This is a genomic window from Haloferax prahovense DSM 18310, assembly GCF_000336815.1.
Taxonomy (GTDB): domain Archaea; phylum Halobacteriota; class Halobacteria; order Halobacteriales; family Haloferacaceae; genus Haloferax; species Haloferax prahovense.
Genome location: NZ_AOLG01000048.1, coordinates 58,577 through 70,447 on the forward strand (window position 1 = coordinate 58,577; position 11,871 = coordinate 70,447).

Below are 11,871 nucleotides of genomic sequence, written 5' to 3' on the forward strand. Positions count from 1 at the left end.
GACGGAACGTGGCCCGACGCCGGCCGAGACGGTCAGCCCTCGCTCGATTCGAGGACGAACCGTAGCCCGTCGTCGCCGTCGAACGCGTCCGGAATGCGGGCGTCCCGGCGGAATCCGAGCGCCTCGTAACAGGCACGCGCGCCGTCGTTCTCCGGATGGACCAGCAACGTGAGCGGCGCGTCTGACGCTGGACGAGAGTCCCGGTACGCTTCCACGAGCGCGGTGGCGCGGCCCTCCCGGCGGTGGTCGGGGGAAACCGCGAGTTCGGTCAGATGCGCGCCGACGGCGAGAAGGTAGCCGACCGGCCGGTCGTCGGCGTCGACGGCGACGAGAAGCGTCCCGACGGCGGGCCACGCGCCCAAGAGGTCGGGCGAGGGATGCGAGACGAGCCGTTGGAGCGATTCGACGGCCGGCACGTCGGTGTCGCGGGCGGGGCGAACGCCCGTCACGGCCGAGTCACCCCCGTCACAGCGGAATCCAGACGAGGACCGCGCCCAGCGCGCCGGCGAACGTGGCGAGGAAGTTGACCGCCTGGTTGCCGAGGCCGGCTCCCTCGACCGTCGCACCGAGCAGACTGTCGACCGTCATTCCGACGAGTCCGCCGGCGAGAATAGCGATAGCGGCCGTCTGCGCCGGCAGGGGAAGCACCAGCACGCTCACGCCGGCCACGAAGGCCGCGCCCAGCGCGCCGGCGACTTCGCCTTGCCACGTGACCGCGCCGTCGGTCCCGGCGGGAACCGGTTTGAGCGAGGTGATGAGCCGCGGCTGGTCGAACAGCCCGCCGATTTCGCTGGAGAGCGTGTCGCTCATCGCGGCGGCGGCCGACCCGGCGAATGCGAGGACGAGTAGGTCGCTGACGAACGGGTAGCCGAGCGTTTGCGCCGCGGCGTAGCCGACGACGGCGACGAGCGAGACGCCCGAGTTGCCGAGGACGTTGCCGGTGCCGCGAGCGCCGTCGTTGTCCTCGGCGACGCCGCGTTCGGCCTTGCTGTCGTACCGGAACTTGGTGGCGAGCGCGCCGACGCCGAAGAAGGAGACGAGCACGAGCGCCCAGCCGAAGCCGCCGAAGACGACCGCGAAGAGGAGCAGGAGGACGCCGGTAATCATGCCGGCGACTGAGGCCGTGCCGAGGGCGTAGGCGGCGTAGCCGAGCGCGACCGTGAGGGCGAGCGCGACGCCGGTCTGCGTCGGCGACACCGGCCCCGCGAGCACCTCGACGCCCCACAGGACGAGGCCGATAGAGAGCATGACGAGCGGGTCGTCGCGCTCGTAGAGGGCCGTCCGGAGCACCGCGCCGACGAGACCGCCGACGGCCGCGAGGAGGGTGAATCGGGCGAGCAGCATCGCATCGCCGGTCAGCGACGCGATTGCCGCCTGTCCCGCGGTACCGGCGAGGACCGCGGCCACGACGAAGCCCGCCGCGCGAAGCGACTCGTCGGACGTTCTCGAATCCACCAGTCGCGCGCCGAGGTTGCCGTAGGCGAGTGTCAACACCGCGGCGGCGAACACCGAAAGCGGCATCGTGACGCGCGGGACCGTCGCCAAGAGGGCGAGGCCGGTCGCGGCCAGTGCGAACCCGGCGAGCCCGTTGAGCCGGCCGTCCTGCCGGTCGCCGGGCCGCGCGAACAGCTCGAAGAGGGGGCCGTCGTCGACGACGAAGGCCGCCAGGAGCGCGACTGCGGCGAAGGGCGCGAACGCGGCCGCGCCGAGACTGGGGGCCGCGAGGGCCAACGTCCCGACGACCGCGAATCCGCCCGCTCGCCGTACCGTGGAAGTCACACCATTCGGTATCCCCGACGCGCACTTAACCCTCCCGACATCACCGACGACCGCACAACCGCGGGTCTGCGGCCCGGTGTCGGACGGACCGAACCTCGGTGCCGACACCGAACCCGAAGCGTTAGGAGAATCGCCGCGAGAACGACTCCCGTGGGACTGTACGACTCCTATCTCGCCCTCCGATTCCGCCTCGACGACGCCGACGCCCCCGAGCACGTGGCGCTCGTCATCACCGAGCGCGACCTGCTGGAACAGGGCGCGTACGAGACGCTCGAAGCCTTCGTCGGCTGGGCGTTCGAGTTCGGAAGCGACCGCGTCACCATCTCCGTGAGCGTCCTCGACGAGGCGGTCGTCCCGACGCTCGCCCGCGAACTCCGCGACCTCGACGTCCCCCAGCGAGTGGAGGTCCGCGAACCCGGCGACACCGAGCGCGCCGACGCCCCGGTGCAGGTGAGCATCGGCCTCGGCGGGAAACGCGAGTTCGCCACTGTCGTCCGGTCGTTGGCCGCGGAGGTCGACGAAGGTGCGCTCGCCCCCGACGACATCGACGCCGCGGACATCGAACAGCGGCTCGTGTTCCCCGACGAGCCGGACTTCGTGGTCAAGACGGGCGCCGAGCGCCTGTCGGACTTCATGATTTGGCAGTCCGTGTACGCGGAACTCTACTTCACCGACGTGAACTGGCGGGACTTCAGGAAGCGCGATTATCTGCGGGCGTTGCGGGACTATCAGGACCGGCAGCGGAGATTTGGTCGATAGGCCAAATCCCGTGACAGCGTCGCTGGCACGGTGGATGGCCGATGAGCGTCAGCGAATCGTCCAAACGCTATCGCGCTCGGAGAGTGCGACAGAAGTTCGGCCGGTAGGGCGAATCACGCCGGTCCGCTTTCTCGGAGAGCGAACGCCGTTAGTCCCACGACCGGCGCCCGGTAGTTCGCTCCCGAGAGATTCGCTGTGCGCCTCGAATCAACAGCGCGACGCCGAACCAGAACCCGAGCGTGTAGGCGACGACCGTACCGACGTACAGCGTGAGTTCGGTCGTGAACCGGAGGTTGACGATTTCCGCGCCGGCGACGAGGAAGACGCCCCCGAACAGTATCGGCGTCGGGGTCCGCTCTTTCGTGCTCCAGAACTTGGTCGACATGCCGATGACGGTCACGATGACCGTGACGACCGTCCAGTAGAGGCGAACCGACTCGCCAACCCCGAGTTCGATGGGCCCCCAGACGACCGCCGCGACGAGGGCCCACCCGGAAAGTACGACCAGGAAGAACGCGAGGAGTCCACCGAGGAGCTTCCGTCTGAACGACCCGCCAGACGGGGCTGAACGCCGTAGGACCAGGTCGACGACCTTCTTGTATATACTAATCGCCGCTACCCCCTCAAGGAAGCCCGTCAGTAGGACGATGACGACGGCAATCGGAGCGAAGACAGAGATCGAACGCGTCCCCCAAACCGTGACGCCGACACCGATACCTAACAGTATCACACCGAGAACGTCCTGTCCGGTTTCGACGCTCAACTCGTCGTCGGCGTCGACGAAGGGGAGCCCCCACGTCACGAACGTCGAACCGACAGCCAGCAGCGCTATCGACAGCCACTCAGGAACGTACTCGAAGAGGAACGATATCTGCATCATGTCTTCCCCAAGTACCGGTCGACGAACGCGACCGTGAAGATGTAGAACGCCAGCGCCATGAACAAAAGCGGGAACGCTACCGTCGACTCCCGCAACGAGTAGCCGAACGCGAAGTCGCTCGTCACGTCGATTCGGTCGACGTACCAGACGAGGACGCCGGGATAGACCAGCGTAGTGAACAGCCACAGGCCGAGAAAGTCGTCCACGTCGTCGCTCAGAATGAGAAACAGTCCCGTATAGCTGAAGAAGGTTCCGAGCAGGACGAGTGGCGGGTACACATCAAGCGTCTTCGCGACCCCGTCGGGGAGTGAGGGTGCGGCGACGAGGAGCAAGTCCATCGCTTGCCACCAAGCAGACTACCGATAGTAAAGTTTGATACCTCAACATGTTTTGATACCCGTGAGAACCGCCGCTCTCGCGGCGTTACTACAGTCCACAAGAGCAGTCGAGGAGCACGTTCCCGACTCTCAGTTGCCGAACAGATGCCCTCCACCTCGCCCAACAGAACAGACCTCCTCCCGCCGCCACCGCCGGCCAGCGAGTGGCTCGAAGACGGGCACGTCCTCCTTGCGCTCTCGCTGTTGCTCATCCTCTGGCTCAATCAGCCCGCCCCCCCAGACTGGCCGTGGGCGCTCGTCGGCGTGGCTATCGTTCCGCCGTGGCTGTTCCTCGAATCGCGCTACGACGACTGGCGCTCGTGGGTTCCGACCGCCGCCTACATCGGGATGGTACTGGTGTTGTGGCCCCGGCAGGAAGCCGAGTTCGTCGCCATTGTGCTCGGGCAGAGCGCCGCGTTGCTGGGATGGCTCTGCTGGCGGACGTTCCAGCGGCGGGTTCGCCGGTAGGGTGACCCGCCGACGTCTCTCAAACGGCTGTTTGCGCTTACAGAAGACATATTGTTAGACCGCTGAACGTTCCGACATGAACCGCCGCGAGATGCTGGCGTTGTCGGGGGCGGTCGCTGCCGCGACGATAGCCGGCTGTACGGGCGACAGGCAGTCGCCCGCCGAGACCGAGGCGACGGCCACCGCAACCACGACCACGGACACGCCGACAGAGACCCCGAACGACGAACCGCCGACCGGCGAACCGAGCGTGGACGACGAGCAACTCGCCGCGCTCGCGGCCGGCAACGCCGAGTTCGCCCTCGACCTGCACCGACAGGTCGCGTCCGAACAGGGCGGCAACCAGTTCCTCTCTCCGTACAGCATCTCCGTCGCGTTGGCGATGACCTATGCGGGCGCTCGCGGAACGACCCGCGAACAGATGGAAGCGACGCTCCACTACACGCTCGGCGAGGACGTTCACCCGGCGTTCGCAGACCTACAGGCGGCGCTCGAAGCGCGGGAGACCGCTCGGGACCCGGTCGACGGCGGCGAAGCCGACGCCTTCCGACTGGCCGTGGCGAACGCGCTGTGGGGCCGCGAGGGGTACGCGTTCTCGGCGGACTACCTCGACCGACTCGACTCGAACTACGGGGCCGGACTCCGACGGGCCGACTTCGCCGGCGACCCGGACGGCGAGCGGGAGCGAATCAACGAGTGGGTCGCCGACCGGACGGAGGGCCGAATCGAGAACCTGCTTCCGGCTGGCTCCGTCACGCCCGACACGGCGCTCGTCCTCACCAACGCTATCTACTTCATGGCGCAGTGGGCGCGCACGTTCGACCCCGAGGACACCGAAGACGGGACGTTCACCGCGCTGGACGGGGGCGAATCGACCGTGCCGCTCATGCGGCAGGAACTCAAGGCGAACTACGCCGACCTCCCGAACGCGCAGGCCGTCGAACTGCCGTACGTCGGCCGGGACGTGTCGATGGTGCTTTTGCTCCCGGACGAAGGCGAGTTCGAGTCGTTCGAGCAAAGTCTGACCGCGAGCCGGCTGTTCGGCGTCTTCGAGGCGATGCAAAAGCGAATCGGCGATGTCGTGCTCCCGCGGTTCGAGTTCGAGACCGAGGTCCAACTCTCCGCGGCGCTGTCGAATCTCGGAATGCCCGCCGCGTTCGGCTCGGATGCTGACTTCGGCGGAATGGCCGAAGGTGACGGAGCGACCCTCGCCATCGACGAGGTGTTCCACAAATCGTTCGTCTCCGTGGACGAGGAGGGGACCGAGACCGCGGCGGCCACGGGCGTCGTCGTCGAAAGTTCGCTGCCGCCGAGTTGGGGCGAACTCCGGTTCGACCGGCCGTTCCTGTTCTGCATCCGCGACAGGCCGACGGACGCGATACTGTTCTACGGTCGCGTCGTCGACGCCGGGGCTGCCCAGGGCGACGAATAACCGCAAAACAGCCCGGGGCAACCGACTCAGTCGGCCGTCTCGTCGGTCCGCTTGGCCAACTCCGCAGATACCTCGTCGGCCCCCGACGAGGGGAGTTGCTCGCGGAGGCGACCCGCGACCGTGCGGGCGTCTTCTAACTCGACTTCGGCGACGGCCCGGACGAGCGTGACGGCCCGCTCGGTCCGGGTGCGCTGCCACGACTGCTCTCTGGACTCGTAGGTGCGGATGCCGCGCAGAAAGTCGACTTTCGAGAACTCCGGCCAGTAGGGCGCACAGAAGTAGACGGCGGCCTCGTTGCCGTTGGCGTGCCACGGCAGGAAGTTCGAGGTGCGCTCGTCGCCGCCGGGGCGGATGATGAGGTCCACGTCGCGGACGGGCTTTCTGGACAGGCGGCGGTCGACCGCCGACACGTCCACCTCGTCGGGCGAGAGGTCGCCGCGCTCGACCGCGCGACAGACGTCGCGTGCGGCCCCGAGGAGTTCGGCTCGGCCGCCGTACGCGAGGGCGATGTTGAGCGTGAACCCGTCGTAGTCGGCGGTCCGAGTCTCCGCGTACTCGACAGCGTCGCGGACGCGGTCGGGGAGCATGTGGACCTCGCCGATGGCGCGCACGGCGACCTCGCGCTCGTGGACGCGGTCGGCGTCGGCGAACTCGTAGAGCTTGTCCTCGATGAGGTCGAAGAGGGGCTGGCGCTCGTGTTCCGGGCGGTCGAAGTTCTCGGTCGAAAAGGTGTACAGCGTCAGTTCCTCGATGCCGAGTTCCTCGCACCACGTCAGCACGTCCTCGGTCGTCTGCGCGCCCGCCTTGTGGCCGTCGGGGGCGTCGTCGCCGTTCTTCCGGGCGTACCGGCGGTTGCCGTCCTGGATGATGGCGACGTGGGTCGGCCCGTCGTCTATCTCTCGGTCGAGCACCCGCTCGTAGGCGCGCCGAAAGCCGCGTTGGACCCACCCGAACATGTACCGTCGGTTGCCTTCCGAGGCTATGTGTCTTGTGGGTTACACCGTCGCACGGTGTCCCGAGGTCGGGAGATCGCCACAAAATGGCGGGTCATCACGACGGGCGACGAATCGCCATCCGTTTGTACCTCCCCGAGAAGACTCGGATATGAGCGAGACCATCGACGAGGACCTCTACCAGCGGACCCTCGCGCTGCTCGAACCCGGCGATATCGAACTCGTCGGGGCCATCGTCCACACCGACCTCACCAGCCGCGAGGACCTGGAGATGCAGGAGCTGACCGTCGAAATCAACGAGATTATCGCCGAACACGCGGGGAAGGGCGACGCGTGGATTTACGCCGGCAACGACGACACCGACTTCTCGTCCAATCAGTTCCAGGGGCTCTCCGTCGAGGACGACGAGTTCGTCTGGGAGTGCCAACAGCTCGTCCGCGACGGGACGTTCGACCTCGTGTTCTACTACGAGGCCATCGCCGACCACGACGCCATCGTCGAGGGCCTCGAAGCGCTCGACGACGTCGACCGCGTCACGCCGGTCCCCTGAGCGCGGCGGCGACCCGACGACGAGACACCTCTTTTACTTCGTGAGCGAGGGCGCTCGCTCCGCCCGCGTCGGCCGTTCACCGGCGGCTCGCCGGGCGTTCGCTTGGGTTCATCGCAGTGAGAACAAGCGAGGCGTTTATCCGCCTCGCATCCCGAGTGACGCGCATGATACAGGCGGACGCGGACCTCTCTCGTCTCGACCGCGCCATCGTCAACGCCTTCCAGGGCGGCTTCCCCGTCGTCGAACGTCCCTTCGAGCCCGCGGCGGCCGCGCTGCGCGAGCGCGACGTGGACGTGACGGCGACCGACCTCTGCGAGCGGGTGCGGACGCTCGACGAGGAAGGCGTCCTCTCGCGGTTCGGCGCGCTCGTCAACGCCGAGGAAATCGGCGGCACGGCGACGCTCGTCGCCATGCACGCGCCGCCGGAGCGGTTCGACGAGGTGGCCGAGCAGGTGAACGCCCACCGCGAGGTCGCGCACAACTACGAGCGCGAGCATCCCCACCTGAACATGTGGTTCGTCGTCTCGGTCGCCGAGGCGTCGCAGGTAGACGAGGTGCTCGGCGACATCGAGGACGAGACGGGCCAAGCGACGTACAACATGCCCAAGCGCCACGAGTTCCACGTCGGCGCGACGTTCCTCCTCGACGGACCCATCTCGGACGGCGACCTCGACCTCTCGCACCTCGGCCCCGACGTGGAGCCGACAGACGCGCGCACCCTGACGCCCGACGAGCGCGACCTCGTCATGGAGATTCAGGGCGGCCTGCCGATTACCGAAACGCCCTACGCCGACGTGGCAGAGGCAATCGGACAGGAGCCGGCGTGGGTGGTCGAGACGGTCAAGCGGTTCAATCTTGAGGGGAAGGTCCGGCGCGTCGGCGTCATTCCGAACCACTACGCGCTCGGCTACTCGGAAAACGGGATGACCGTCTGGAACGTCCCCGACGACCTCGTTGCGGAGGTCGGCCCCGAAATCGCCTCGCTGGACTTCGTCACCCACTGTTACCGCCGGCCGCGACACGAGGGCGTCTGGCCGTACAACTTCTTCGCGATGACCCACGGCCGCTCCGAAGAAGAGAGCGAGGCCCGCATCGAGCAGGTGCGCGAGGTCATGAGCGACTACTGGGACGTGGGCGACGACGACTGGGACACCCTGTTCTCGACGCGCATCCTGAAGAAGACGGGAATCAGGCTGGACGAACGAGCCGAGGCGAACACGGAGTGAGATGATTCCGCTTGTCCACGACCTCTCCGACGAGACGGTCGTCGTCTTCGGCGGGGGCCCCGTCGGCGCGCGGAAGGCCCACCGGTTCGCCCGCGAGGCGCGGACCGTCGTCGTCAGTCCCGAGTTCGCCGACCGCGACTTCGGCGACGCGGAGCGCGTTCGGGCGGCCCCCGCGCCCGACGAGGTTCCCGACTGGGTCGAACGGTTCGCCCCGGCGCTCGTCGTCGCGGCGACCGACGACGACGCGGTGAACGACGCCGTCGTCGCGGCGGCCCGAGACGCCGGCGCGCTGGTCAACCGAGCCGACCGGAGCGGCGAGCGCGACGCGGGGAGCGTGGTCGTCCCGGCGACCGTCGAGGACGGCGACGTCTCGGTCGCCATCACGACCGGCGGCGCGAGCCCCGCCCTCTCGAAGCACCTCCGAGAGCGCGTCGAAGCCGAGTTGGAGGGGGCAGGCGAGATGGCCGCGTTGACCGCGGAGCTTCGCGCGGAGCTCAAGGCGTCCGACCGGTCGCCAACAGAGCGCCGTGATGCGATTCGCGCGGTCGTGCGAAACCCGTCAGTTTGGAAGGCTTTACGTACCGGCGACGCAAACCCCCGCCAAGAGGCAGCGCGCGTGATACGAGACACACAGCGAGGTGATTCATGAGAGATTCGGGCGTCATCTCCGGTGTGAGCGTCGCCCACGACCGGGCCAGCGTTCGCGAGATAGAAGCCGCTTCGAGCGACGACGTTCAGACGGTCGTCGAGCGACTCCTCGCCCGCGACGGCGTCTCAGAGGCCTTTTCGCTTCAGACGTGTAACCGCGCCGAGGCGTACGTCGTCACCGACGACGCGACCGACGGCCGCCGCGCGCTCGACGACTTCGCTCCCGACGTCCGAGACGGGAGCGTCCGCTACATGGACCACGAAGAGACCCTGCGCCACCTCATGCGGGTGGCGTCGGGGCTCGAATCGCTCGTCCTCGGCGAGGACCAGATTCTCGGACAGGTCAAAGCCGGTATCGAGGCCGCCCGCGAGGAGGACGCCATCGGCCCGATGCTGGAAGACGCGCTCATGAAAGCCGTCCACGTCGGCGAACGCGCCCGCGAGGAGACGGCCATCAACGAGGGTGCCGTCTCGCTCGGGAGCGCCGCCGTCAGGCTCGCCCGGGCCGAGCTCGACGCCCCCATCGGCGAGGTCGACGCCCTCGTCGTCGGGGCCGGCGAGATGGGCACGCTCGCGACGAAGGCGCTCGCGTCGGTCGACGTGGGCGACCTCGTCGTCGCGAACCGGACGGTCGCGAACGCCCGCCACCTCGCCCGCGAGGTCCCGGGCGTCTCGAAGGCCGCCGGGCTGGGCGACCTCCGCGGTCGCCTCCGCGACGCCGACCTCGTCATCACGGCCACGAGCAGCCCCGAGTACGTCGTCACGCCGGAGGAGCTGTCGGACGGCTCCGAGACGATGCTCATCGACATCGCCCAGCCGCGGGATGTCGACCCCGCCGCCGCCGACCTCGACGGCGTTCGCGTCCGCGACATCGACGATTTGGAGACGGTGACCGACCGGACCGCGGAGCGCCGCGAGCGCGCCGCCCGCGAGGTCGAGGCGATGATTGACGACGAGTTCGACCGCCTGCTCGCCGCCTACAAGCGGAAACGCGCCGACGAGGCCATCAGTTCGATGTACGAGGCCGCAGAGCACGTCAAGCGCCGCGAGGTGTCGACGGCGCTGTCGAAGCTCGAAGCGCAGGGCGACCTCACCGACGAGCAGCGCGAGACGGTCGAGTCGCTCGCGGACGCGCTCATCGGCCAAATTCTCGCCGCACCGACCAAGAGCCTCCGCGACGCCGCCGGCGACGACGACTGGACGACCATCCAGACCGCCATGCGGCTGTTCGACCCCGGCTTCGACGACCTCGGTGGGTCAGACCCCGCCGAGCCGTCCGGGCCGTCCATCGAGTTCTCCGGCGAGCCGCCGGAGGACCTCGACCGCGAGGCGCTCGAAGGCGAGGTGCCCCGGCGCGTCCTCGAACAGCTCTCGGACGACTGACGGGCGAAGCGGCCGACCGGCGAACCTTCTTATCCGAACGCGGAGCCACTCCGCGACGATGTCACCGCCCAGACCGTCAGCGACGGGCTTCGTGCGTCGTTCCCGTACCGACGCCGCCACCCGAGAAGCCGCCGGCCGCGCGCCCCCGGCGCTCGGCCATCGCCTCGTGAACCGCCTCCGAGCGCGAGCGCGTCGCCGCCTCGTCGATGCGACCCCGGAGCGGCGGATTCGCGACCTCGACGGCGTCGCTCGGGCGACCGTCGTCGGCACGGTCGCGGGAGTCGCCGGCGACGGGCCGGCCGTCGAGGCCTGGAGGGGAGCCGAGCAAACAGACGACGACCAGCGAGGCGGGGGCGAGCGCACGGTCGTCGGCCGCGCGACGCGCCCGTTCGTCCTCCGGGACGCCACCGGCGAGATTCGGGTCCGCGTCCCGCCGGACGGACACGTGGTGTTCGGCGGCGACGGTGAGGGTGGCGTCGTCGCCCGCGGCGACGAGGTCGCGGTCACGGGGCGAGTCGCTCGCGGCCGCGGCGGGCGGCGACTCCTGACCGGGCCGCGGTTCGTCGTCCGCGCGGACGCGACCTGACAATCCGGCAGAATCCTTATCGGGATGCCACCCGACGGATTCGGCATGGCAGAGCTGCTCTCGGACGACGAAATCGACGCACAGCTCGGTTCGGACTGGGAACGCGACGGCGACGAAATCGTCCGCGTCTACGAGTTCGACGACTACCTCGACGGCGTGGCGTTCGCCGCCAGCGTGGGCGAGGTCGCAGAAGAGGAGTTCCACCACCCTGAGATAACGATTCGGTACCAGGAGGTCGAGGTCCGCCTCACGAGCCACGAGGAGGGCGGCATCACCGACAAGGACCTCCGGCTCGCCGACCTGTTCGACGACGAACTGTGAGCGACGAGGGGACCGCGACGCTCACCTACGTCTTTCGGGTCCGCTTCCGCCTCGACTCGGCCGCCGGCGTCGAGACCGACCCGCGGGAGTTCGAGACGACGGTCCGCGTCACGCCGCCCCCGCCCGGCGAGGAGGGCTGGCTACTGTTCCGCGACGCGCTCTGGCGGGGAGCGGTGAACGACGAGCGCCACGCCCGCGACCTCGCGGCGTCGTGGCTCGACGTGCCCGTCGTCTCCTGCGAGTTCGCGGAACTCCGGGCCGACGAGGCGTCGCTGGACGCCTTCCGCGAGGCCGTCGCCGCGGACCTCGGCGCGTTCAACGCCGAGTCGGTCCGCGAGGTGCTCCACAAGTACTTCGGGAGCGCGATTCGCGTCGAATCCGCCGATTCGTGACGCAGGGCAAGACATTTATCCACGCCTGACGTACTCTGTTGTCCGAATGGTCGCCGATGACTACGATTTCTGGCTGTTCGACCTCGATGGGACCTGTCTCTTATACACATCTCTGAT

General features: G+C 68.5%; 15 protein-coding genes. 10 read left to right on the forward strand and 5 right to left on the reverse strand.

From position 1 onward, the window contains the following. Positions 1–32 precede the first annotated feature (32 nt). Both C457_RS14415 and C457_RS14420 read right to left on the reverse strand, forming a co-directional pair. Positions 33–449, reverse strand: coding sequence for a GNAT family N-acetyltransferase (locus C457_RS14415; protein WP_008095727.1), 417 nt, complete (start codon positions 447–449; stop codon positions 33–35). Between the two features lie 16 nt (positions 450–465). Next, on the reverse strand, positions 466–1,779 hold the full coding sequence (locus C457_RS14420) for a DUF92 domain-containing protein (protein ID WP_049913612.1): 1,314 nt from the start codon (positions 1,777–1,779) through the stop codon (positions 466–468). Positions 1,780–1,929: 150 nt separating this feature from the next. On the opposite strand from C457_RS14420, the gene C457_RS14425 reads away from it, so the two are divergent. After that, positions 1,930–2,538, forward strand: a complete 609-nt coding sequence (locus C457_RS14425; RefSeq protein WP_008095731.1) for an undecaprenyl diphosphate synthase family protein — start codon at positions 1,930–1,932, stop codon at positions 2,536–2,538. Between the two features lie 148 nt (positions 2,539–2,686). Here C457_RS14425 and C457_RS14430 read toward each other — a convergent pair whose 3' ends face one another. Next, positions 2,687–3,418, reverse strand: coding sequence for a hypothetical protein (locus tag C457_RS14430; protein WP_233514220.1), 732 nt, complete (start codon positions 3,416–3,418; stop codon positions 2,687–2,689). After that, the gene (locus tag C457_RS14435) at positions 3,415–3,756 is read right to left on the reverse strand and encodes a hypothetical protein (protein ID WP_008095734.1); all 342 of its coding nucleotides are present in this window, start codon (positions 3,754–3,756) and stop codon (positions 3,415–3,417) included. Before C457_RS14435 ends, C457_RS14430 begins: the two co-directional genes overlap by 4 nt. A 144-nt stretch (positions 3,757–3,900) precedes the next feature. Between C457_RS14435 and C457_RS14440 the strand changes: the two genes are divergently transcribed. Both C457_RS14440 and C457_RS14445 read left to right on the forward strand, forming a co-directional pair. Then, complete coding sequence (locus C457_RS14440) at positions 3,901–4,263, forward strand: hypothetical protein (RefSeq protein ID WP_008095736.1); 363 nt, start codon at positions 3,901–3,903, stop codon at positions 4,261–4,263. A gap of 76 nt (positions 4,264–4,339) precedes the next feature. Continuing rightward, positions 4,340–5,695, forward strand: coding sequence for a serpin family protein (locus tag C457_RS14445; RefSeq protein WP_008095738.1), 1,356 nt, complete (start codon positions 4,340–4,342; stop codon positions 5,693–5,695). A 26-nt stretch (positions 5,696–5,721) separates the two neighbouring features. Here the strand turns inward: C457_RS14445 and uppS are convergent, their stop codons facing one another. Then, the gene (gene uppS / locus C457_RS14450; RefSeq protein WP_008095739.1) at positions 5,722–6,651 is read right to left on the reverse strand and encodes a polyprenyl diphosphate synthase; all 930 of its coding nucleotides are present in this window, start codon (positions 6,649–6,651) and stop codon (positions 5,722–5,724) included. Positions 6,652–6,799: 148 nt separating this feature from the next. Here uppS and C457_RS14455 point away from each other — a divergent pair, with 148 nt between their 5' ends. From C457_RS14455 to lwrS, 7 genes are all read left to right on the forward strand, one after another. After that, on the forward strand, positions 6,800–7,198 hold the full coding sequence (locus C457_RS14455; RefSeq protein WP_004975483.1) for a DUF5778 family protein: 399 nt from the start codon (positions 6,800–6,802) through the stop codon (positions 7,196–7,198). Between the two features lie 164 nt (positions 7,199–7,362). After that, positions 7,363–8,424: a siroheme decarboxylase subunit beta gene (gene ahbB, locus C457_RS14460; RefSeq protein ID WP_008095743.1), complete on the forward strand. Its 1,062-nt coding sequence runs from the start codon at positions 7,363–7,365 to the stop codon at positions 8,422–8,424. A gap of 1 nt (position 8,425) precedes the next feature. After that, complete coding sequence (locus C457_RS14465; protein ID WP_004042204.1) at positions 8,426–9,073, forward strand: precorrin-2 dehydrogenase/sirohydrochlorin ferrochelatase family protein; 648 nt, start codon at positions 8,426–8,428, stop codon at positions 9,071–9,073. Beyond that, a complete protein-coding gene (gene hemA, locus C457_RS14470; protein WP_008095746.1) occupies positions 9,070–10,455 on the forward strand; it encodes a glutamyl-tRNA reductase in 1,386 nt (461 codons plus the stop codon). Before C457_RS14465 ends, hemA begins: the two co-directional genes overlap by 4 nt. A 58-nt stretch (positions 10,456–10,513) precedes the next feature. Next, positions 10,514–11,041: a hypothetical protein gene (locus tag C457_RS19750; RefSeq protein WP_233514221.1), complete on the forward strand. Its 528-nt coding sequence runs from the start codon at positions 10,514–10,516 to the stop codon at positions 11,039–11,041. Positions 11,042–11,086: 45 nt separating this feature from the next. Beyond that, complete coding sequence (locus C457_RS14480; protein WP_004042202.1) at positions 11,087–11,362, forward strand: 4a-hydroxytetrahydrobiopterin dehydratase; 276 nt, start codon at positions 11,087–11,089, stop codon at positions 11,360–11,362. Beyond that, positions 11,359–11,754 (forward strand): LWR-salt protein, encoded by a 396-nt coding sequence (lwrS, locus tag C457_RS14485; protein WP_008095748.1) that lies wholly within the window; start codon positions 11,359–11,361, stop codon positions 11,752–11,754. Before C457_RS14480 ends, lwrS begins: the two co-directional genes overlap by 4 nt. Positions 11,755–11,871 lie beyond the last annotated feature (117 nt).